Source organism: Bacillus sp. FJAT-52991, from assembly GCF_037201805.1.
In the GTDB taxonomy this organism is placed as follows: Bacteria; Bacillota; Bacilli; order Bacillales; family Domibacillaceae; genus Bacillus_CE; species Bacillus_CE kandeliae.
Map to the genome: position 1 here is coordinate 2,285,928 of NZ_CP147404.1, position 22,340 is coordinate 2,308,267.

The following is a 22,340-nucleotide window of genomic DNA, read 5'->3' on the forward strand; positions in this document are numbered from 1 at the left end:
TAATTAATACTTATTATTTATTAATAATAAGTATTATATAACTACTTTCATTAAGAGCGGTGAAATATATGCTTCAATTCCAGCAGCCAGAGTTACAGCCGCAATAGCGATTAGAAAAAATAAGACATATCGTAAGAGGAAAGGACCGATATAAAATTGACTAGCCTGCTTCATAAATATCTTTTTAATAAGCTGCAATGAAAAGGCTGTCGAGACAGCGGCGATAAATAAGAAGATGGGAATAATAATTAAATTTTGCGGCAACACTGTCGTCATTGATAAGAAGAAGCCTTTCCAGCTCATTTGCTGAACAAGAAAACCAACTGAAAACCCGACGACAATCCCTTTCATAAATAAAAAAATAAAAATGAGCGGTAAGCCAATAATTGAAATGCCAAAAAGCCAAATAGATCCTAAATACTTCAAATTATGAATAAAGCTTTGCCAAAATATATCTTGTGGTGCGGCAATTTGACCGTCTGATACTTGACCAAAGAACTGCTGTAAATAATAAGCTAAATCTTCTTTTTGATTAAGCGATAGGCTATTGACGACAACCGCCCCAAACACAACCCCCATAAAAAAAAGTACAGCTACAAATACATAGATGGAGGCATTGGCCTGAACGTGTTGACCAATTAAAATCGACGAGATCTTTTTCCGCATATAAGCTCCCCCTTTTACTATTAATTCACTTTATGTATAAAGAGAGCTTAATATGCGTGGACTCGTTTAGCCTGTTATTATTTATTCAATTGCTGTTGAAGCTGTAAGTATTGAATCACATAGACCGTTTTAGCGTCGAAAATTCGTTGATCCTTGATGAGCTGTTCCGCTTCTGCTAACGTCACTTCCATCACCTCAACAAATTCATCTTCATCAAGTGATAACGCATTCTCTTTCTTTACTAAGCCTTTCGCGATAAATACGTGAACAAGCTCATCAGCAAAGCCTGGCGAAGTGTAAAACGATTGAAGCAACATCATGCTTTCACACGCATAACCTGTTTCCTCTTCTAGTTCCCGGCGTGCACATACTTCAGGTTCTTCTCCTGCTTCAAGCTTGCCAGCGGGAATCTCTACCAATGAACGCTCCAACGCCTTCCTATACTGCTCCACAAGAATAATCTTTCCTTCCGCTGTTAAAGCAAGGACAGCTACAGCACCTGGATGCTTAATAATTTCCCGTTTGCCTTCTTTTCCATCTGGCAACACAATATCATCAACTTGTAGACGAATGATTCTTCCTTCAAAAATCTGTTCAGTATGAATCGTTTTCTCTTCAAATTTCTTCACATGGACCGCTCCTCTTTTTCTCTTTTTCTCTATATATTTTAGCACAGCTAGACAGAACATTTGTCTCAAAGAACTTTTCTTCGTTATGATAAGGAAAAGGAGTTGAGAAACCAATGAAGAAACATGCACTTGGTCATTCAAAATTACAAGTGAGCGAGCTCGCACTCGGCTGTATGTCACTAGGAACAGAGGAGAAAACAGCACATGCTATCATTGACGCAGCGCTAGAAGAAGGGATTAACTATTTTGATACGGCCGACTTGTATGATTTTGGTGTCAATGAACACCTCGTTGGAAAAGCATTAAAACCTGTTCGCGATCAAGTGATCATCGCTACAAAAGTAGGGAATCGTTGGCAAGAAGGGAAAGAAGGATGGACATGGGATCCTTCAAAAACATACGTTAAACAGGCGGTTAAAGATAGTCTAAAGCGTCTGCAGCTCGACTATATTGATCTGTATCAACTTCATGGCGGAACGATGGATGATCCGATCGACGAAACAATTGAAGCCTTTGAAGAGCTAAAAAAAGAAGGCTTAATCCGCGCCTATGGTCTATCCTCGATTCGTCCCAATGTGATTCGTGAATTCGTTAAACATTCTTCAATAGATAGTGTCATGATGCAATATAGCTTACTAGATCGCCGTCCTGAAGAAGCCATGCTCCCCCTGCTCCAAGCACACGGAATCAGTGTCGTTGCACGCGGCCCACTAGCTAAAGGCTTATTAAGTATTCATTGGAGAGAAAAACTGGAGAAAATCAAAGAGCAAGGATACCTTGATTACTCAATAAACGAGTTAAAAGAGCGACTTGAAAAACTAGAACAACTAGCAACAAACGAGCACTCGTTAAATGGCCTCGCTCTCCGCTATCTTTTACACGATAAATCCGTAGCTTCCGTAATAACTGGAGCAAGCTCTGTTAAACAGTTAAAAGAAAATGTCCGTGCGGTGAAGGAAACCGCTTTGTCACCCCAAGAGTATGAGCTGTTACAAACAATAACAAAAGAATCACGCTATAGCCAACATCGTTAAACACGTGGTAACTTCCCTTTTTGAGACATATATAAAAATCAAGGAGGGAGAAAAATGAAGCATGATGAGTCTAGTTCCCATACAAAACCTCACACAATGACCGTTGAGGGGAAAGCGACGGTCACTGTCACACCTGATCAAGCCGTTATCACGATTGGCGTCGTTAGTGAAGCGAAAAATGTCATCGACGCTCAGCAGCAAAATAGCTCCGTTTCCAATCAAATCATTCAAGCATTAAATAGGAGCGGGATTCCTTCAAATGACATTAAAACAAAGCAATATTCCGTTCGACCGGTCTATCAATATACGGAAGGAAAATCAATTTTAACAGGCTATGAGGTTCGGCATTTATTAGAAGTTCAAGTGAATCAATTAAATCAAATCGGAACTATTTTAACGATCGCTACCGAAAACGGGGCAAATATTATCGAAGACATTACCTTCAAGACTTCTGCCCCTCATGCCGCCTACCGTAAAGCTTTACAACTCGCCACTTTAGACGCTATTGGAAAAGCGAAGGAACTGGCAAAAACGCTACGCGTTCAACTAAACGAAACACCGATTAAGCTAGTAGAAAGAAGTGTTCACGTTCAACCAAGACCAACGGAGAAGATGGTGCTAGCAGCCACGACCGAAGCCGTTCCGATCGAGCCAGGAGAACTAACCTTTTCGGCTGCTGTAGAGGCCGTTTTTGTTTATACTAACTTTTAATCTAAAGGCTTTATTAAATGTGCTTTAACATAGGTAATCTAAAAAAAAAGAGGCTATTCATAAGTCGCGCACCCCGCACTTATGAATAGCCTTTTTCCTTTACTTAAATTTAGTCCAGTCCATGGAACTATCATTTAACAGCTCTTCAAAACTTTTATTTTTCTCCCGTTGACGTCTTTCTTCTTTCTTTCGCTTTTTTTCTGCTTCTTTTTGCTGTTGCTCCTGTTCCTTTAATTCCTTTTGTTTTACTTTTAATTGTTCAAGAATATCCGCATTTAATGAATCTTTTAAAGTTAACAGATCTTCCTTAGATGATGCTGATTGATGTTTATTTGGCTGCTTTCTCTTTTTCATCGTTTCTGCCCCTTCCTTTTCCATGTGTATCGTTTATTTTACCTTAGAATGAACTTAAGGTGAACCACATGATCTTTCTAATCTGAAATGGTACACTACATGTAGAATGTGACTAACGTGAGGTGAAAGTATGAAAAAGTGGATGACCGTTCTTGGAACAGCTGCTGCGATGACCGCTGCTGCTGGTTTGTATGTATCAAACCGAGTGTTGTATATGAAGAAAAAAGATGAACAGCTCATTTACAAACGAGAAGTAGATGCCAAACGACTAGATATCGAGGCTTATGAACAACTGCCGAAAGAAGAAGTATGGATTCAATCGCCTTTTGGCTACCGACTGAAAGCCGTCTTTGCTACCCCTTACCCAGGTCGTCCCTATGTGATCTTCTGTCATGGAGTCACCGAAAACAAAACCAATTCGATTAAATATATGAATTTATTTATTAATCGAGGCTTTAACGGCATTATTTACGATCATCGGCGGCACGGCGAATCTGAAGGTGTAACGACCAGTTATGGACATTATGAGAAGTATGATTTACAAGCGGTCGTGAACGAATTAATCCGCCGCGAAGGTGAACACGTCTCCTTTGGTATTCACGGGGAATCAATGGGTGCCGCTACTTTGCTTTTATATGCAGGAACGATTGAGGATCGTGCCAGTTTCTATGTTGCCGATTGCCCATTCTCTGATTTTAAAGAGCAAATGACACATCAAATGAAACGGGAAATCAAGATCGCTCCTCGCTTCCTTATTCACTTAGCAGAATGGATGGTCGCACGGCGAGACCGTTTTCGACTATCAGAGATCTCTCCTCTTCAAGCCGTCGAAAACATTAAAAAACCGATCCTTTTCATTCATAGTGAAGAAGATGAATTTATTCTACCCGATATGACAAAAGAACTCTTTCATCGAAAAAAAGGACCAAAGGAGCTTTATTTAGCACCAGAGGGAGGACACGCCCAATCATTTAATGAAAATCCGCAACAATATGAGCAAGTGATTGATCATTTTCTTAAGCATTTTGATCTACAGTAACTGCTGAAGGCTGTTGTCCCTTATATTGCTTTTTCCTTCTTTTCTTTATAAGATCAAATTGTGTCAACTATTAAGAGGGGGAATTGTCATGTCAAAAGCGCAAATTAAAGTAATGGATAATGGATCTTTGAAAGTGTCTGGCGATGTGGAGCTTGTGGATATGGATGGGAATGTGTTTGAAACAAAACCAACCTTTTCCTTATGTCGCTGTGGGTTATCGAACAACATGCCATTTTGTGACGCTGGACATAAAGGAAAATTCAAATCCTGTGTTCGTGCAGAAAAAGTATTAAACGAAGAGTAAGGTGTAGCGGACAGTCGATATGGCTGTCCGTTATTCATCATAGAATGGTCACTTGGGGGGAACTAGATTGCAACAAATATTTATTCAAAAAAGAATCGAACAAAGCTTAGCCAAATATGATTATGAACCTGATTGGCAGGAAGATGAAGAAATATTAATCAATCTCATCAACCGCATAAAGCAACGCTGTTCTACCGGAGATGAAGAACTATATGAAGTCATCGAGGATGAGATCTACTCGTTTGTTACAGGCAATAATGACTAAAGGAAAAGCTAGGCCCCTCTATGTGATCACAGTAGCGGTGCCTAACTCTTCATCAAACATCTATTTTTTAAAAAACGCTTTTCTTCCTACACGCTCGACAACACGTGGGAACAATGTATAAAAGATACTGCCTGCATTCATCCATTTTGGCAAATTAATTTCTCGTTTATTTGTTCCAATAACTTGTATGATGGCTTTCGCTACTTTTTCCGGCTGTAGCATCCAGCGTCCCACATTTTTAGCATAAGCACCTGAAGGATCAGCCGTGGTAAAAAAGTCTGTCGCAATCGGTCCTGGATTCACAGCTGTCACATACACTCCATCACGAGCTAATTCCATTCGTAAGCTATTCGTATAGCCGAGCACCGCATGCTTCGTCGCTGCGTACACGCTTGATTTCGGTGTTGCCATCTTTCCAGCTTGAGAAGCTATGTTAATGATATGGCCACTTTGGCGTGCTTGCATATACGGCATCACCATTTGGGTACAAGCGATCAAACCGAGAACATTCACTTGAAACATTGCCTCTGTCTCTTCCCATCTCGCTTCATGTGCATAATCAAACACACCAAAACCTGCATTATTAATTAGTACATCGATTTGACCGCAGCGACTCAAGATCTCAGCAAACACCTTTTCTACATCATTCTTGTTACTCACATCTACCGAATATATAAGTACATCACTTACACCACAATCGCTTTCGATGGTCTCTTTGAGTAACTCAAGTCGCTCAAGACGGCGCGCAAGCAAAACGAGACGAGCCCCTTCTTTCGCTGCTAACCTTGCCATTTCATATCCAAGGCCGCTAGACGCTCCTGTAATAACTACTGTTTTTCCTTGAAGATGAGTCAAGTTCCCACTCCTTTCTACAGAGGGACAAAATAAAGAACTCCCTCATCATTCATCTGAGCCTCAATATGTCCAATCTCCTGTAAATAGTCAAGTTGACCCACTGATTGTGATAATGTGAGAGCGATTTCCTTTTGATAAACAGCTGGAAATAATTGTTGACAAACTTGAAAAGCTGTCATCGGTTTTTCTTTTAACATCTCATATACGGACATAGCCCGCTCATGTTGACGTGCTAAGCGACGATTTACAAGCTCATGAGTATCTTTCACTTCTGTCCCATGACCAGTATACGCAATATGGATTGGTAACTCTAGCATCTTTTTCAATGAGTGATTGTATTGCACTAGTGGTTTAGGACGTGCTGCATTCTTGATGAGAGGCGGTTCCAGAATAGGATTAGAGGAAATGGTTGCTAACACATGATCACCCGCTAGAAGTGAACCATCCTTTTCTCGAAAAAAGACTAAATGACTTTGCGCATGACCAAGTGTTTCATACACCGTCCACTCATCCATGCCGAACAAGCGCTCACCTTCTTGCATCACTTGTGTCAACTTAGACTGCTCGCAGCTGACTTTTAACGTAGCTCCTATTTGCGAAAGAGGAAACTCTACCTCCTTTAAGCCAAATTGAAGATATAAAGCACGCAAAAATTCAACATATTCCTTTAGATAGCTTTCATCTCTTGATAGCCAGTTGGCACAATATTTGTGACCGATCACATCAATCCCATCCGGAAGAAAATCAAGCAAGCCCACATGATCTGGATGATGATGTGTTAACACAACTTGTTCTAAATCTTTAGGAGCATATCCAAGCTGAGATAATCCATAGACCAACGCCTCCCAAGAAGCTTTCGTTTTCACCCCCGCATCCACTAGAGTCAAACGATCTCCTTTGACGACATACACATTTACATCTCCCACCGAAAAAGTCGTCGGCAATGTAATTTTGGAAATATCTCCAAAGCGTTCCACATTCATTACTTTATCACACCACCTAATGAATAATTTTCAAAATATTGAAGCACCATTCATTAATTGTATAGGTTCCAATCGGAAAAGTCATTATTTCTTTACACAATTCATGAAAAAATCACTCGTTTCTAAATTTACCTCTTGACAGAAGTGCATATTATTCTGCATAATCACATATAAATCAATAAGCATTTGATAGAAAATTCTAAAAACAAAAGCGATGACAAAGGCCAGTAAATAAAAAAAGGTGCAAGAGAATGAAGCTCGTCGGCTGAAAGGCTTCATCACCCGCTTTTTTATCGAACCTACCTTATGAGCTGTTAGGAAAACCTAAACGCATCCCCGGCGTTAACGGGAAGAGAAGTGTGCGGCCTTTATTCGGCTCGCAAACAAAGGTGGTACCACGGAAGCTAACACCCTTTCGTCCTTTTTAAGAGGATGAAAGGGTGTTTTTTTTATGTAACAAACAAAAGGAGGACCATGATATGAAAACCGTATTTATCGGGGCGGGCTCTATGGCAGAAGCAATGATTTCAGGTGCCATTTCAAGCGGTGCACTAAAGCGTACGGATATTTATGCAACGAATAGAGCCAATGAAGCGAGATTGAAAGAATTAGAAGATCAATATAACATTCAAACCAGTTATCAAATAGACGAAATGTTCAAAGACAGCAAAATTATCGTCCTAGCAATGAAACCAAAAGATGCAAAAGCTGCTTTGGAAACGATCAAACCCTTCATTTGTCCTACGTCGTTAATTATTACGTTAATGGCAGGTGTGACGATTGACTTTATTGAAAGAGAACTGAACCAACCTTGTGGGGTCATCCGAGCTATGCCTAACACATCGGCAGCCGTGGGAAAATCAGCGACGGCGATTGCGTTGAACCATCATGTATCAGAAGAGCAAAAACAGAAAGCTCTCAGTCTCTTCTCTTCTATAGGCATCACAAAGATTGTGAAAGAAGAGCAGCTTGATGCTGTCACTGGGCTTTCTGGAAGCGGTCCCGCTTATGTTTATTATGTCGTGGAAGCGATGGAGCAAGCAGCTGAAGCGATCGGGCTAGAAAAAGAAATCTCTAAGCCGCTAATTATTCAAACCCTGCTTGGCGCCGCAGAAATGTTATCCGTTTCAGACGGAAAAGCGGAACAACTAAGAAGAGCCGTCACAAGCCCAGGAGGAACAACAGAAGCAGGGATTCACCTACTAGAAAATCACCAAGTAAAAGAAGCCTTTGTAAGCTGTATTAAAGAAGCAACAGCACAGTCCAAACGACTTGGTTTGCCATATAAAGCTCCCATTCAACAATAATACCTATCATTTTGGCTACCTGACAAATCTTGCTATACTTAAAAAAAACGAATGATAAGGGGAATCGATGATGGTAGCCAAATTGTTTGAATCCTACAAAATCAAAAATATAACGTTAAACAATCGAATCGTGATGTCTCCAATGTGTATGTATTCTGCTGGAAACGACGGAAAAGTAACCGATTGGCACCTCGTCCACTATCCTACACGTGCTATCGGACAGGTTGGCTTAATTATGATTGAAGCAACGGCGGTTACGCCTGCAGGTCGCATTTCCGAACAAGATCTTGGCATTTGGAACGATGATCATATAGAAGGTCTCTCTAAACTGGTGTCTATGATCAAAGTACATGGGGCAAAAACAGCGATTCAACTTGCTCACGCCGGCCGTAAATCAATGGTTAACGGCGAAATTATCGCCCCTTCCCCGCTTCCATTTGATGAAAAAATGAAGACACCGAAAGAAATGACGAGCGAGGAGGTTCACCAAACAGTCGAAGCTTTTGCTGAAGGAGCCAAACGTGCGAAAAAAGCAGGCTTTGATATTATTGAAATCCACGGGGCACATGGATATTTAATTAATCAATTTTTATCTCCATTAACTAACGAGCGAGAAGATGAATATGGTGGTAGCGTCGAAAACTGCTTTCGCTTCTTAAAGGCGGTCATTGAAGCCGTTCAACAAGAATGGGATGGACCTTTATTCGTTCGCATTTCAGCGACTGATTATCACGAACATGGACTAAATGCAGAAGATTATATTGAGTTTGCCAAAAGAATGAAAGAGTTAGGAGTCGATTTAATCGATGTGAGCTCTGGGGCAGTGGTCCCAGCACAAATCAATGTCTTTCCGGGTTATCAAGTTAAACTGGCAGAGACAGTAAAACACGGAGCACATATACCAGTTGGCGCCGTTGGGATTATCACATCCGGCCCCCAAGCGGAGGAGATTTTACAAAACGACCGGGCCGATTTAATTTTTCTAGGGCGTGAACTCTTGCGTGACCCATACTGGCCGCGAACAGTAGCTAAACAATTAAATGTAGCAATAGAAGCACCTGCACAGTATAAACGAGGGTGGAATCAATAAAAGCTACATATAGTTAAACGGGGCTGTAAATCACAGCCCCGCCTTCTGTTTATATCGATAACTCCATTAAATCATACGCAATGATAACAGGGGCAAAAACAGCTTCCGCTTCGGTTTGAAGAAGAGCCACTTCTTCTTTCGTATAGCGTGAACTAATATGGGTTAAGCAAAGGGCTTTCGCTCCCGCCTCACGTGCAATTTTTGCCGCCTGCTGCGTCGTTGAATGAAAATAATCATGGGCCATTTGTGGTTGATCAGCCGCAAAAGTGGCTTCATGCACAAGTAAATCTGCTTCTTGTGCTAGCATCCCCGCCGCTTCGCATGGTCGTGTATCGCCTAAAATGGCCAGCACTTTTCCTTTTTGTGACGGTCCTACATACGCATCTGGAACGATGAGTCGTCCATCTGCTAATTGAATCGTACGGCCTTCTTTAATTTCTTTATAATACGGACCTGGCGGAATACCATCCGCTTTTAACCGATCAACTAGCAACACCCCTGGTTTATCCTTCTCACAAACACGATACCCATAGGAGGCAATGCCATGATCAAGCAGCCGAGTCTCTACCCTCATCGTTTCATCTTCAAAAATAATTCCTTCCTCTATCTCCACAACCGTTAATTCATACTGTAATCTTGTACAGCTGACGCGTAAACTGACCTCAATAAACTCTTTAATCCCAGGCGGACCGTACACCGTCAGCGGAAGATCTCCTCCTTGAAAAGAACGGCTTCCTAAAAAACCTGGTAATCCAAAAATATGATCTCCATGTAAATGAGTAATAAATATTTTTTCAACGCGCCTTGGCTTCAGTGAAGTATGTAAAATTTGATGCTGAGTCGCTTCGCCGCAATCAAATAGCCAGACAGCTCCCCGCTCATTTAACATCTTCAATGCCACCGAGCTAACATTTCGCATTTTTGCAGGCATGCCAGCACCTGTTCCTAAAAACAATAATTCCAATATATCCACTTCCTTATGAGTCAACTATCACTCTTTAAGCTATCCTAATATTTTGTCATATTCCCATCAAAGATGCTACCCTTTGCGATAACAAATAGTACTTGTATGGAAACCGATTTTATGAAAAAATGCAATAGAGAATACTTCTATACATTACAAAGTGAGGTCTTACACTGTGAATCCAACAGAAACCACTTCAGCATTAATCTTATTATTTGGAGCAACCGGCGACTTAGCGAAGAGGAAGTTATTCCCTTCTTTGTACCGACTCTATAAAAAAGGTAGCTTGAACGATCAATTTGCTGTGATCGGAACTGCTCGCAGAGAATGGACAAACGAAACATTTCAACAGCATGTGAAAGAATCCGTTATGGCCTCTACTAGCCAATGCGAGAAGCTAGATGAGTTTGTCTCCCATTTCTATTATCAAGCTCATGACGTATCAGATTCAAGCTCTTATCGCACGCTAAAAACGCTCGCCGATCAATTAGATGAGCAGTACCATTTACAAGGAAACCGCTTATTCTACTTGGCGATGGCACCTGAATTTTTCGGCACAATTGCCGATCATGTCAAAGCAGATGGATTGACAGACACAACAGGCTATCACCGTCTTGTAATTGAAAAGCCGTTCGGTCATGACCTTCCTTCAGCCGAAAAGCTTAACCATCAAATTCGCCAATCATTTGAAGAAAATGAAATTTATCGAATCGATCATTATCTTGGAAAAGAAATGGTGCAAAATATTGAAGCGATCCGCTTTGCGAACGCCCTGTTTGAACCACTTTGGAATAATCGTTACATCTCTAACATCCAGGTGACTTCTAGTGAAACACTTGGAGTGGAAGAACGAGGACGCTACTATGAAACAAGCGGTGCCTTAAAGGATATGGTACAAAACCATTTAATGCAAATGGTCGCCTTACTTGCAATGGAGCCACCAATTAAGCTCTCAACCAATGAAATTCGCAGTGAGAAGGTAAAAGTATTACGTGCGCTCCGACCGATTACAAAAGAAAATGCGGATGAATATTTCGTTCGAGGTCAATATGGACCTGGAGAACTAGAGGACGAGCGTTTACAAGGTTATCGTGAAGAAACGAATGTAGACCCTGACTCTAATACAGAAACATTTGTTGCCGGAAAATTGATGATTGACAACTTCCGCTGGGCAGGAGTTCCTTTTTACATAAGAACGGGCAAAAGAATGCCAACAAAATCAACGAAAATTGTGATTCAGTTTAAAGATATTCCAATGAACTTATATTATCAGCCGGACCAACCGCTAGCACCAAACTTACTTGTAATCCATATTCAGCCGGAAGAAGGAATTACACTTCATTTGAATGCGAAACGAGCGGGTCAGCAGCTGTTGACGAACCCTGTTAAGCTTAGCTATGCCAATAACAGTGTCGATGGTATGAATACACCAGAAGCTTATGAAAAACTATTACACGATGCCCTTCGTGGAGATGCAACGAACTTTACCCACTGGGATGAAGTCGCTCTATCTTGGCGATTTGTCGATGTGATTTCGGATTATTGGGAAGAAAAGAAAGCTTCATTCCCTAACTATGAAGCCGGATCTACGGGCCCTAAAGAAGCGGATGAGCTATTAGCAAAAGATGGCTTCTTCTGGTGGCCGTTATCGACTCTTGAAGTCGATGTTTGCAATTAAGAAAGGATGTGTCCAAATTGAAAATTTATGATATTACTGCTCCTATTTTTCCCGGTATGCCTGTTTATAAAAACAAGCCGGAAAAACAACCAAGTATTGAAACAAAAACGAACGGACATGTAACGGAATCACGCATTTCGATGGACGTACACACAGGGACTCACGTAGATGCTCCCCTTCATATGATGAATGAAGGAGATACGATTGAAACGATCGCCATTGAACAGCTCGTCCGTCCTTGTAAAGTGATCGATGTGACAAGTGCAACTGAAAAAGTCACGAAAGCGGATCTCGAATCAAAGTCGATTGAAAAAGACGATTTTATTTTACTAAAGACGAAAAATTCGTTTGACACAGAATTTAACTTTGATTTTATTTATGTAGCAGAAGATGCAGCCGAATACTTAACAAGCATCGGCATTGCTGGTGTTGGAATTGATGCACTTGGCATTGAACGAGCACAAGAGGGTCATCCGACACACCGGACCTTAATGGGACAGGGTGTGATCATCATCGAAGGTTTAGCGCTGAAAGATGTAGAGGCAGGGAGCTATTTCATGATGGCGGCGCCGCTCAAAATTTCCGGAACGGACGCTTCACCAGCACGAGTTCTACTGTTAGAAAACGTAACTGTATAATAAAAAAACAAGCGGGTTCATCACCCGCTTGTTTTTTTATTTCATCCACTCTGTGTGGAAAACGCCTTCTTTATCGACGCGCTCATACGTATGTGCACCGAAATAATCTCGTTGTGCCTGAATTAAATTAGCAGGCAAAGAAGCTGTACGATAGCTATCATAATAAGATAGAGCAGCTGATAAAGTCGGTACTGGAATTCCAGCCTTCACAGCCGTAGCCAACACGTCACGAAGTGCTTCTTGATAATTTTCGACAATCTCTTTGAAATATGGATCAAGAAGTAAATTCGTTAAGCCTGGCTCACGATCATACGCTTCTTTAATTTTTTGCAAAAATTGTGCACGAATAATACAGCCCCCACGGAAGATCATCGCAATATCTCCGTAACGAAGCTCCCAGCCAGACTCTTCAGATGCTGCTTTCATTTGAGCAAACCCTTGTGCATAAGAGCAAATTTTACTCATGTATAACGCTTTGCGTACCGCTTCAATAAATTCCTCACGATCGCCAGTAAATGCCTTCTGTTCCGGACCTTTTAACAATTTACTCGCATGTACACGCTCTTCTTTTAACGCAGAAATAAAACGAGCGAATACAGATTCAGTGATCAATGGAAGTGGGACACCAAGGTCTAATGCACTTTGGCTCGTCCATTTACCTGTTCCTTTTTGACCCGCTTTGTCTAAAATCACATCGACAAGCGGCTTACCTGTTTCTTCATCTACTTTCGTAAAAATATCGGCAGTGATCTCAATTAAATAGCTGTCTAGCTCTCCCTTATTCCAATCCGTGAATACTTCATGAAGTTCAGTAGCTGTTAATCCAACGATATGCTTTAATAAAAAGTAAGCTTCAGAGATCAGCTGCATATCTCCATACTCAATGCCGTTATGAACCATTTTCACATAATGTCCTGCACCATCTGGACCAATATATGTACAGCATGCTTCTCCATTCACTTTAGCAGAAATGGCTTTAAAAATGGGGGCCACAAGCTCATAAGCTTCTTTCTGTCCACCTGGCATAATCGATGGCCCTGTCAACGCACCTTCTTCTCCACCAGAAACCCCTGTACCAATGAAGTGAATGCCACTGCTGCTTAATTCCTTATTACGGCGCTGTGTATCTTTAAAGAACGTATTCCCACCATCGATTAAAATATCACCAGGTGCTAAAAACGGCTTCAACTGCTCAATTGTAGCGTCTGTCGCTGCTCCAGCTTTCACCATTAACAAAATTTTGCGCGGCGCCTCTAGCGACTGAATAAATTCCTCTACACTATATGTACCAACAATGTTTTTTCCTTCACTTTGACGAAGCATTTCATCTGTTTTTTCTCGTGAGCGATTAAAAACCGAAACTGTATATCCTCGACTTTCAATATTCCAAGCAAGATTCTTGCCCATTACCGCTAATCCAATCACACCAATTTGTTGTGGCATGATTTCACACCCTCTCTCAGCTATAAAATTTACTTTTATATTATAACAATCTCTGCCCATCAAAACAGCTTTTAGAGATACTTTTATTGCAACAAACATGTAAAAAAATTAATTTATTATTTACAAAGTTTTCAAAATATTATAAACTGTTGTTAAAAGAGACTAAATAGTCTTTATATTTCATTTACAATCTAGCAACAAATGATTCATCCAATATTAGGTAACTGTTAAGTCTACTCGCTTTTCCCGCCAGATCAGTTTCAGTAGACATGAAGCCAGTTCATTTCCTCCCCCAGTTATTTGCTGTGGATGGAAATAAACTGGATTTTTTTATTGCTTGAATAGTATGAGCCGGCTCTTCTCACCCATTTGTTATACAAATAACAAAATGGACAGTTAACGGCCGATGAAGACGTAATATTCATAAAAAAATAATTTGGAATGATAGCGGTTCCATCTGAAATATTGGAGGTTATAATGGAAAAAGGGCAAGATTTTGACAAAGTATTGTCTCGTGTTGATGTACTAGTTCTAGCATTCGGAGCCATGATTGGTTGGGGATGGGTGGTCCTTTCTGGTGATTGGATTTTAAAAGCTGGATCTCTTGGTGCAATCATTGCATTTTTACTCGGTGGGATTCTCGTTATTTTTGTAGGTTTAACATACGCTGAGCTTACAACTGTATTTCCGAAAACCGGTGGTGCCTATTACTTCGTAAAGGAAACCCTCGGCGTCAAAGCAGCCTTTATTGTTTCTTGGGCCTTATTATTAGGTTATATCACAGTAGTTGCTTTCGAAGCGGTTGCTCTTCCAACTGTTATTGAATATATTTTCCCTGATTTTAAAGTGGGTTATTTATGGACATTAGCTGATTATGAAGTGTACGCTTCATGGGCAGCCATTGGGATGATTGGTTCGATTATTGTAACAATTATTAACTGGAAGGGTGTTAAACAAGCAGCCTTTCTTCAAATCGTATTAACGACATTATTAACAGTTATTGGATTGATGCTAGTATTTGGTTCTATTTTTGGTGGCGGGGAAGTCAAAAACATGGAACCTCTTTTCACTGGAGGTATGGGCGGACTGATGGCGGTCATGATCATGACTCCATTCTTATTCGTTGGTTTTGATGTTATCCCTCAAGTAGCAGAAGAAATGAACATTCCGATGAAAGCAATCGGGAAAATTTTACTTCTATCTGTAAGCTTTGCTGTTCTTTGGTATGTACTTATTATTTTGGGTGTTTCATTAAGCCTTGTACCAGAAGAATTAGCGAATAGTAGCTTAGCTACAGCAGATGCGATGGCAGCTGCCTTTGGTTCCCCTATTTTTGCTAAAATTTTAATCCTTGGTGGAATCGCCGGTATTTTAACAAGCTGGAATGCCTTTATCATTGGTGGTAGTCGTATTATGTACGCAATGGCACAAGACGGTGTTCTACCTGCTTGGTTTGGAAAGATCCATCCAAAATATAAAACACCTTCAAATGCAATTTTATTCATTGGTATATTATCTACTCTCAGTCCTTTATTAGGTCATCCAGCCCTTGTTTGGTTTGTAGATGCTGGTGGCTTAGCGATCGTAATTGCTTACTTTATGGTTTCATGGGCATTCCTTGTTCTACGTAAAAACCAACCAGACCTTGAAAGACCGTTCCGTGCAGGAAAAAGCTCCTTCATTGGTTGGATGTCTTTATTTTTAACATTTGGCTTTATCATTTTATACATGCCTGGTATGCCTTCTGCGTTAATTTGGCCGTATGAGTGGGCAATTACTATCGGCTGGTGGGTGGCCGGATTCTTCTTCGCATTTAAGATGTCTTCGCGCTCAAATAGCGTATCCATGAGCAAAAATGATCAAGTAAGAAAGGTTAAATAAAGTGAACCTTCAATCAGTGGGGGGTTTTCTTCATCCCCCACTGATTGTTAGTTGAACGGATCGGGCGTTTACGGGCTGTTGATCCCCCACATACATGCCTGCGCTTCTTCTGCCATGTTGAGGTGGGGGTCTTACAGCCCGTTAATGCGGGATAAAAATCAACTCTTTTCTTGATTGAAAGAGTCCTATAACAAAGAAAACAGCACCTATTCAACGGTGCTGTTTTCTTTGTCTACTTTACACTTCTTTATTGATCATCCTTCGCTTCTGTCATGAAGTCTTTCACATCTTCTATTCCTTCTAATGAAGACACTAACACATCCACATCAATGATCGTAATAAGCCGATCGCCAATCGTCGCTACACCTGAGAAAAATCTTGTACTTTCATAGGATATTAAATTCACTTGTCGAACACTCTCATCAGGGAACTCAATGATTTCTTTCGCTTCCTTCACAAGTAATCCCACAGGTAGTGAATTCGTTTGAACGATTAGAAGTCGAGCCTCTTCTACACTAGAAAGCATCCGCTTATATAACACATACTCAAAATCAATCACAGGCAAAAGTTCTTCTCTAATCTTCGTTACCCCTTTTAAATAAAGAGGCAAGTGAGGAATTGGATTAATGAAATTCACCTTTTCAATAGAAATGACTGATTGAATTGGAACGGCATACTCTTCATTTCCAGACTCAAAAATAACAGCTTTATTGATCGATTGCATAAGCTTCCCCTTTCATTGTTCTCCTCTTAATGTACCATACAAAAAGAAAAATAGGTAAAAAGAACGATGAAAAAATTAGTTCATACAAGAACTAATTTCCCATGGGTGGATACTACATCTCCCCTTGCCTAAAAAAGATGGATCTGTGGAATAACTTCATTCACAGATCCAACTACAAAAAAATTAATTTTCCGAAACAACCGCTACGATCGCGACGGCCATTTCCGCTAACTTCACTAGCTCCTCAATTGGCATTCTTTCATTCGTTGTATGAATTTCTTCATAGCCAACAGCCAAGTTAACAGTTGGTATACCGAAGCCTGCAATGACATTCGCATCACTTCCGCCTCCACTTGTTAACAATTGACTTGGACGACCGATACGTGCTGCCGCTTGTTTGGCTACTTCCACCACATGGTCCCCTTCTCCATATTTAAAACCAGGGTACATCACTTCCACATCTACTTTTGCACGCCCGTTCATTTCTTCTGCTGTCTTTTCAAATGCTTCCTTCATTTTCGTTACTTGTGCTTCCATTTTTTCCGAAACAAGGGAACGTGCTTCAGCTAAAATATGAACATAATCACACACGATGTTCGTTGCACGTCCTCCTTCAAAGCGGCCAATATTCGCAGTCGTTTCCTCATCAATTCGACCAAGTGGCATATTGGCGATCGCTTTTGCAGCCATTGTGATTGCAGATACCCCTTTTTCAGGTGCTACACCCGCATGAGCAGTCTTTCCATAAATCTCGGCTTTGATCTTTGCCTGCGTCGGCGCAGCTACAATGATATTACCTACTTGGCCATCGCTATCAAGGGCATAACCAAATTTGGCTTTCACAAGGGATCGATCTAACACTTTCGCTCCAACAAGGCCAGATTCTTCCCCTACTGTAATAATAAATTGAATCATTCCGTGATTGTAGTTTTGTTCCTTTAATACTCTCACTAATTCCAGCATAGCAGCCAGACCCGCTTTATCATCCGCTCCAAGAATCGTCGTTCCATCTGTCACGACATATCCATCCTTAATGCTTGGCTTCACGCCGACACCTGGAACGACCGTATCCATATGAGACGTAAAGTAAATCGGGTCTACACCGTCTTTCGTTGCTTCAAGCGTGCAAATTAAGTTGCCTGCTCCATGTCCAGTTTGAGCCGTAGTATCATCTTCATACACCTGAACACCAAGCTCTTCAAATTTCTTCGTTAATACTTTCGCAATCGTCGCTTCATTTTTTGTTTCTGAATCAATTTGAACAAGTTCAAGGAATTCATTTAATAAACGCTCTTGATTAATCATCAGTTAATTCCCTCCAATAAAAATGGTTCCATTTTCAAGTATACTCTTGTACGAGAACGAAGCCAAATATTAATAAATCCGGTGTTCATAGGAACACCGGATGAAAAAAGAATTATAAAGGGATATTGCCGTGTTTTTTATGCGGGCGCGTTTCTTTTTTCGTCCGCATCATTTCTAATCCTTGAATTAATTTGATTCTTGTTTCTCGCGGATCGATCACGTCATCCACCATTCCGCGTGCAGCGGCCACATATGGATTGGCAAACTTCTCACGATATTCCTCAATTTTATTCGCTCTCGTTTCTTCTGGATTCTCACTATTGGCAATTTCTTTAGCAAAAATAATATTCGCTGCCCCTTGAGGTCCCATAACCGCAATCTCTGCGTTTGGCCACGAATAAACAAGATCCGCTCCGATCGATTTACTGTTCAGAGCCACATATGCCCCACCATACGCTTTACGCAAAATCACTGTAATTTTCGGCACCGTCGCCTCGGAATATGCGTATAAAATCTTCGCTCCATGACGAATGATTCCGCCTAGCTCTTGCTTGACTCCAGGGAAGAAACCAGACACATCCTCAAATGTAATAATTGGAATATTAAAGGAGTCACAAAAACGAATAAAACGAGCTGCTTTGTCGGAGGAATCAATATCTAAACCACCAGCCATAAATTTCGGCTGATTACAAACAAGCCCAACCACTTCCCCTTTAATACGAGCAAAACCAATCACAATATTTTTTGCAAACTCTTTTTGCACTTCCATAAAGGAATCAGGATCGACGACATGCTCTAACACTTTGCGCACATCATACGGGCGCAAGCCATCAAATGGAACGACATCTGTAATATCTTTACGGTAATCATCCTCTTCCGAACATTCATTGATGGCTGGCTTTTCCTCGTTATTTTGTGGAAGATAGCTCAATAAAGCGCGGACCATTTCTAGCACTTCTTCTTCAGAACTTCCACGGAAATGTGCATTCCCACTAATCGTATTATGTACTTTTGAACCACCGAGATCTTCAGAGGAAATCTTCTCACCTGTTACCGTTTCAATTACTTTAGGGCCTGTGATAAACATCTGACTCGTTTGATCGACCATAAACACAAAATCAGTAATAGCAGGAGAATAAACGGCTCCACCGGCACATGGTCCCATAATCACAGATATTTGCGGAATCACACCTGAATAAATCGCATTTCGATAAAAAATATGACCATAACCATCTAGTGAAACAACGCCTTCTTGAATACGTGCGCCACCAGAATCATTCAATCCAACAAAAGGAGCCCCGTTTTTCGCAGCTAAATCCATCACATTGGCAATTTTCTTCGCATGCATTTCACCAAGTGCTCCACCAAATACCGTAAAGTCCTGTGAGAATAAATAAATCGGACGACCATGTACTTTCCCATAACCCGTCACAACACCATCTCCAGGCCCCTTTACTCCATCTAGTCCAAAATCATTGCAGCGATGCTCAATAAATGGATTGATTTCCACAAATGTACCCGGGTCTACTAATAATTCAATTCGCTCTCTCGCTGTTAATTTGCCTTTTTCATGCTGTTTTTCAATTCGGGCATCTCCACCGCCAAGCTCTACTTCACGGCGCCTGTCATATAGTTCATTGATGCTTGTGAAAATATCTTGAGTTGTCATAATTCCATCAGTCCCCTTTCGCCTTGCTTTTATCACAAAGCTCAAATAATACGCCATGTGTAGATTTCGGATGCATAAATGCCACTTGTGCTCCTCCAGCTCCTGGCTTTGATGTTTCATTAATCATTTGAATGCCTCTTTCTTTTATTTCACGGATTCTCTCTTCTATTTCAGTGACACCAAACGCCACATGGTGGATTCCCTGTCCGCGCTTTTCAATAAATTTGGCAATTGGACTATCTTCATTCGTCGGTTCAAGCAATTCAAGCTTCACATTTCCTGCATCGATAAAAGCTACTTTCACTTTCTCCGAGTCCACCACCTCAATTTTTTCAAGCGATAACCCCAGTTGCTCTGTATAGAAAGGTAAAGTTTCATCTAATGATCGGACAGCAATCCCGATATGATTGATATTATTAATCATCCTCTATCCCCCTGTTTAGAAAGTATCTATAACATTTTAAATATTCGCCATAATTCGCTAAATTCCTTCTTGTTCATCAAGATGATCAAAAATAAAGTGAAACTTCAATCAGTGGAGGTTTTCTTTATCCCCACTGATTGTTAGTTGAACGGATCGGGCGTTTACAGGCTGTTGATTCCCCACCTACATGCCTACGCTTGAGGTGGGGGTCTTACAGCCCGTTAATGCGGGATAAAGTGAAACTTCAATCAGTGGGGGCTCCTACACCTAAACTGCTATGTTGAGGTGGGGATTTTACCGCTCGTTCATGCGGGAGAAATCAACTTGTGATTTCTATGAAAAACAGCTATCATTAGAAGAAGAAAATGTATCACATAAAAGGAGCGACGATTCTTTCTATGAGAAATAAAAACATACAAAAAACAGTGGTTTATATCATGCTATTTACGATGTTAGTTTCGACTTTATTCGTTGGCTTATCCATGTTTATGTAAAAGACTGTCTTATACAAGGCTCGAACCTGAACATTGATTCAGGCTTGAGCTTTTCTTGTATAGACAGTCTTTTTCCTTTTTTTCATCCCCTTAAATGAGCTTTTGATTAATAAATATTGTTCCATCTCTCTGACAAATTGAAACAACGCCGCTCTCGCTTCAAATTCTTCCCGCGTTGTCGGCAATTCCATCTGCTCAAATTCAGCCTTCATTCTTTGAAGCTTTTGTAAAGAAAGCTGCACGGTGTTACCCGGGTGAATATTCGTACTTAAATCTTCCATAAAGTCGGCAATAATATGCGCTTGATGAACTTGATGAGAAAGCGAGGTGACAATCCATAAAATATGCTCGATCTTTTCAAATTGCTTTTCCCTCATATTAAAATAACTATAAAATAGCTTTTCTTCTCTTAAAAAATGATTTTCTATATCTTGATAAGCGAGCATCTTTCCTTCTTTCAATAAATTTGCGGTCTCTGTAATTTCTTTGCCGTCCCAAATATGGTCATTGTCACGCAAATAGAGCGTAATCTCATGAAAAATCGTATAGAAATTCTCCTCGATCTTCTCTTGCAACTGATACAACTTCTCTTCTAAGCTCGGCATATATAAGTTCATGAATAGAGCAATGCCCATTCCTACGGTAATAATCCCAAATTCATTGAGAATGTTTTCCTTAGAAATATGTCCATCAGAAAAAATATGTAAAATGATGACACTACTTGACACGATGCCTTCTTTTAATCCGAGAGAAACGGTTGTCGGAATAAAGAACAACAGCAATAACCCAATTACTAGTGGATGATACGCAATCCCTTCAAAAAACAGCGCACAAAAAACCATGGCTATCGTACAAGCCAGAAAGCGACTCCAAGCGGCTTGAAGCGATTTTTTCTTCGTATTTTGAATACAGAGAATCGTAATAATACCTGCCGAAACAAAGTTTTCAAGCCCCATCCACTGAGAAATCATAATGGCTAATGCTGTGCCAATCGCTGTCTTAATAGTTCGGTACCCAATTTTAAACATTGATTAACTCCTATAAGTAAATGATTAAAAGAAAGAGGTTAACCCATTATCACCTCCTAGTAAAGCATCTACTATTTATTACAGTAGATACTTATATGACCAGGATCGGTACGATAATTAGAGTTAACCTCTTTCATAGAAAATTACACTTCCTCACAATATTGATCAAACGCTGCTTGTAGCTTTTGAACGACTGACATCGGATCATGGCCTTCAATTTCATGACGCTCTACCATGGTACAAATCTTGCCATCCTTTAACAAAGCGAACGATGGAGAAGATGGCGGATAGCCTTCAAAATAACTGCGAGCTTTGGCTGTTGCTTCCTTATCTTGACCGGCAAATACCGTAACTAGTTGAGCTGGACGCTTGTCATAGTGGACTGAATGAGCTGCGGCCGGACGAGCGATCCCTCCTGCACATCCACAAACTGAGTTGATCATTACTAATGTCGTTCCTGATTTTGCAAATGCTGCTTCTACTTCCTCTAGTGTTTGAAGCTGTGTATATCCTGCGGCCGTAATTTCTTCACGGGCTTGACGAACGACATCATTCATTAAAAAGTTAAAATCCATGTTCATTGACTCTTCTCCTTTTTCCTTCATAGTGTACTACTATGATAAGCTAATTGACGACTGTTTTCAAATACTACAAGTTTATTTCGATTCACTTTTTTATCCCGCATTAACGAGCAGTAAGACCCTCACCTCAAAATGGCAGAAGAAGCAAAGCCATTTAGGCAGGGGATCAACTGCCCGTAAAAGCCCGATCTGTTCAACTAACAATCAGTGGAGGATGAAGAAACCCCCCACTGATTGAAGTTTCACTTTATATAACAAAACAGCGGGGCAAAAA

24 protein-coding genes are annotated in these 22,340 nt (G+C 40.6%); 11 read left to right on the forward strand and 13 right to left on the reverse strand.

Going from position 1 to position 22,340, the window contains the following annotated elements; all coding sequences use genetic code 11:
* Positions 1 to 33 precede the first annotated feature (33 nt).
* Positions 34 to 666 (reverse strand): stage II sporulation protein M, encoded by a 633-nt coding sequence (spoIIM, locus tag WDJ61_RS11790; protein ID WP_338749942.1) that lies wholly within the window; start codon positions 664 to 666, stop codon positions 34 to 36.
* A 77-nt stretch (positions 667 to 743) separates the two neighbouring features.
* A complete protein-coding gene (locus tag WDJ61_RS11795; protein WP_338749944.1) occupies positions 744 to 1,295 on the reverse strand; it encodes an NUDIX hydrolase in 552 nt (183 codons plus the stop codon).
* Between the two features lie 113 nt (positions 1,296 to 1,408).
* Between WDJ61_RS11795 and WDJ61_RS11800 the strand changes: the two genes are divergently transcribed.
* Together WDJ61_RS11800 and WDJ61_RS11805 are read left to right on the forward strand one after the other, a co-directional pair.
* Complete coding sequence (locus WDJ61_RS11800; protein WP_338749946.1) at positions 1,409 to 2,329, forward strand: aldo/keto reductase; 921 nt, start codon at positions 1,409 to 1,411, stop codon at positions 2,327 to 2,329.
* 54 nt (positions 2,330 to 2,383) lie between these two features.
* Positions 2,384 to 3,040: an SIMPL domain-containing protein gene (locus tag WDJ61_RS11805; RefSeq protein ID WP_338749948.1), complete on the forward strand. Its 657-nt coding sequence runs from the start codon at positions 2,384 to 2,386 to the stop codon at positions 3,038 to 3,040.
* Between the two features lie 99 nt (positions 3,041 to 3,139).
* On the opposite strand, the gene WDJ61_RS11810 is transcribed toward WDJ61_RS11805, so the two are convergent.
* Positions 3,140 to 3,394, reverse strand: a complete 255-nt coding sequence (locus WDJ61_RS11810) for a YqkE family protein (RefSeq protein WP_338749950.1) — start codon at positions 3,392 to 3,394, stop codon at positions 3,140 to 3,142.
* Positions 3,395 to 3,524: 130 nt separating this feature from the next.
* Between WDJ61_RS11810 and WDJ61_RS11815 the strand changes: the two genes are divergently transcribed.
* From WDJ61_RS11815 to WDJ61_RS11825, 3 genes are all read left to right on the forward strand, one after another.
* A complete protein-coding gene (locus tag WDJ61_RS11815) occupies positions 3,525 to 4,433 on the forward strand; it encodes an alpha/beta hydrolase (protein WP_338749952.1) in 909 nt (302 codons plus the stop codon).
* An 88-nt stretch (positions 4,434 to 4,521) separates the two neighbouring features.
* On the forward strand, positions 4,522 to 4,737 hold the full coding sequence (locus WDJ61_RS11820; RefSeq protein WP_338749954.1) for a CDGSH iron-sulfur domain-containing protein: 216 nt from the start codon (positions 4,522 to 4,524) through the stop codon (positions 4,735 to 4,737).
* 67 nt (positions 4,738 to 4,804) lie between these two features.
* On the forward strand, positions 4,805 to 5,002 hold the full coding sequence (locus tag WDJ61_RS11825; protein WP_338749956.1) for a YqzH family protein: 198 nt from the start codon (positions 4,805 to 4,807) through the stop codon (positions 5,000 to 5,002).
* Positions 5,003 to 5,062: 60 nt separating this feature from the next.
* Here the strand turns inward: WDJ61_RS11825 and WDJ61_RS11830 are convergent, their stop codons facing one another.
* Entirely contained in the window at positions 5,063 to 5,857 is a 795-nt protein-coding gene (locus tag WDJ61_RS11830) for an SDR family oxidoreductase (protein ID WP_338749958.1), read from the reverse strand.
* A gap of 14 nt (positions 5,858 to 5,871) precedes the next feature.
* Positions 5,872 to 6,840 (reverse strand): MBL fold metallo-hydrolase, encoded by a 969-nt coding sequence (locus WDJ61_RS11835; protein ID WP_338749960.1) that lies wholly within the window; start codon positions 6,838 to 6,840, stop codon positions 5,872 to 5,874.
* Between the two features lie 479 nt (positions 6,841 to 7,319).
* On the opposite strand from WDJ61_RS11835, the gene proC reads away from it, so the two are divergent.
* On the forward strand, positions 7,320 to 8,147 hold the full coding sequence (gene proC / locus WDJ61_RS11840) for a pyrroline-5-carboxylate reductase (protein WP_338749962.1): 828 nt from the start codon (positions 7,320 to 7,322) through the stop codon (positions 8,145 to 8,147).
* 70 nt (positions 8,148 to 8,217) lie between these two features.
* Positions 8,218 to 9,237, forward strand: a complete 1,020-nt coding sequence (namA, locus tag WDJ61_RS11845; protein WP_338754781.1) for an NADPH dehydrogenase NamA — start codon at positions 8,218 to 8,220, stop codon at positions 9,235 to 9,237.
* A gap of 49 nt (positions 9,238 to 9,286) precedes the next feature.
* Here namA and rnz read toward each other — a convergent pair whose 3' ends face one another.
* The gene (gene rnz / locus WDJ61_RS11850) at positions 9,287 to 10,201 is read right to left on the reverse strand and encodes a ribonuclease Z (RefSeq protein WP_338749964.1); all 915 of its coding nucleotides are present in this window, start codon (positions 10,199 to 10,201) and stop codon (positions 9,287 to 9,289) included.
* A gap of 175 nt (positions 10,202 to 10,376) precedes the next feature.
* Here rnz and zwf point away from each other — a divergent pair, with 175 nt between their 5' ends.
* Together zwf and WDJ61_RS11860 are read left to right on the forward strand one after the other, a co-directional pair.
* Complete coding sequence (zwf, locus tag WDJ61_RS11855) at positions 10,377 to 11,879, forward strand: glucose-6-phosphate dehydrogenase (protein ID WP_338749966.1); 1,503 nt, start codon at positions 10,377 to 10,379, stop codon at positions 11,877 to 11,879.
* A 17-nt stretch (positions 11,880 to 11,896) separates the two neighbouring features.
* On the forward strand, positions 11,897 to 12,517 hold the full coding sequence (locus WDJ61_RS11860; protein ID WP_338749968.1) for a cyclase family protein: 621 nt from the start codon (positions 11,897 to 11,899) through the stop codon (positions 12,515 to 12,517).
* A 36-nt stretch (positions 12,518 to 12,553) separates the two neighbouring features.
* Here the strand turns inward: WDJ61_RS11860 and gndA are convergent, their stop codons facing one another.
* The gene (gene gndA, locus WDJ61_RS11865; protein WP_338754782.1) at positions 12,554 to 13,963 is read right to left on the reverse strand and encodes an NADP-dependent phosphogluconate dehydrogenase; all 1,410 of its coding nucleotides are present in this window, start codon (positions 13,961 to 13,963) and stop codon (positions 12,554 to 12,556) included.
* A gap of 474 nt (positions 13,964 to 14,437) precedes the next feature.
* Between gndA and WDJ61_RS11870 the strand changes: the two genes are divergently transcribed.
* Positions 14,438 to 15,841: an APC family permease gene (locus WDJ61_RS11870; RefSeq protein WP_338749969.1), complete on the forward strand. Its 1,404-nt coding sequence runs from the start codon at positions 14,438 to 14,440 to the stop codon at positions 15,839 to 15,841.
* 247 nt (positions 15,842 to 16,088) lie between these two features.
* Here WDJ61_RS11870 and WDJ61_RS11875 read toward each other — a convergent pair whose 3' ends face one another.
* The 4 genes from WDJ61_RS11875 to mce form a co-directional block, all read right to left on the reverse strand.
* Positions 16,089 to 16,565: a chemotaxis protein CheW gene (locus tag WDJ61_RS11875; protein ID WP_338749970.1), complete on the reverse strand. Its 477-nt coding sequence runs from the start codon at positions 16,563 to 16,565 to the stop codon at positions 16,089 to 16,091.
* Between the two features lie 183 nt (positions 16,566 to 16,748).
* Positions 16,749 to 17,870, reverse strand: a complete 1,122-nt coding sequence (locus WDJ61_RS11880; RefSeq protein WP_338749971.1) for a tripeptidase T — start codon at positions 17,868 to 17,870, stop codon at positions 16,749 to 16,751.
* 112 nt (positions 17,871 to 17,982) lie between these two features.
* Entirely contained in the window at positions 17,983 to 19,539 is a 1,557-nt protein-coding gene (locus WDJ61_RS11885; protein WP_338749973.1) for an acyl-CoA carboxylase subunit beta, read from the reverse strand.
* 7 nt (positions 19,540 to 19,546) lie between these two features.
* Positions 19,547 to 19,963 (reverse strand): methylmalonyl-CoA epimerase, encoded by a 417-nt coding sequence (gene mce, locus WDJ61_RS11890; RefSeq protein WP_338749975.1) that lies wholly within the window; start codon positions 19,961 to 19,963, stop codon positions 19,547 to 19,549.
* A gap of 365 nt (positions 19,964 to 20,328) precedes the next feature.
* Between mce and prli42 the strand changes: the two genes are divergently transcribed.
* Positions 20,329 to 20,457: a stressosome-associated protein Prli42 gene (gene prli42 / locus WDJ61_RS11895; protein WP_338749977.1), complete on the forward strand. Its 129-nt coding sequence runs from the start codon at positions 20,329 to 20,331 to the stop codon at positions 20,455 to 20,457.
* 38 nt (positions 20,458 to 20,495) lie between these two features.
* Here prli42 and WDJ61_RS11900 read toward each other — a convergent pair whose 3' ends face one another.
* Entirely contained in the window at positions 20,496 to 21,485 is a 990-nt protein-coding gene (locus WDJ61_RS11900) for an aromatic acid exporter family protein (protein ID WP_338749979.1), read from the reverse strand.
* A gap of 143 nt (positions 21,486 to 21,628) precedes the next feature.
* Positions 21,629 to 22,066, reverse strand: coding sequence for a BrxA/BrxB family bacilliredoxin (locus WDJ61_RS11905; protein WP_338749981.1), 438 nt, complete (start codon positions 22,064 to 22,066; stop codon positions 21,629 to 21,631).
* Positions 22,067 to 22,340: the final 274 nt, after the last annotated feature.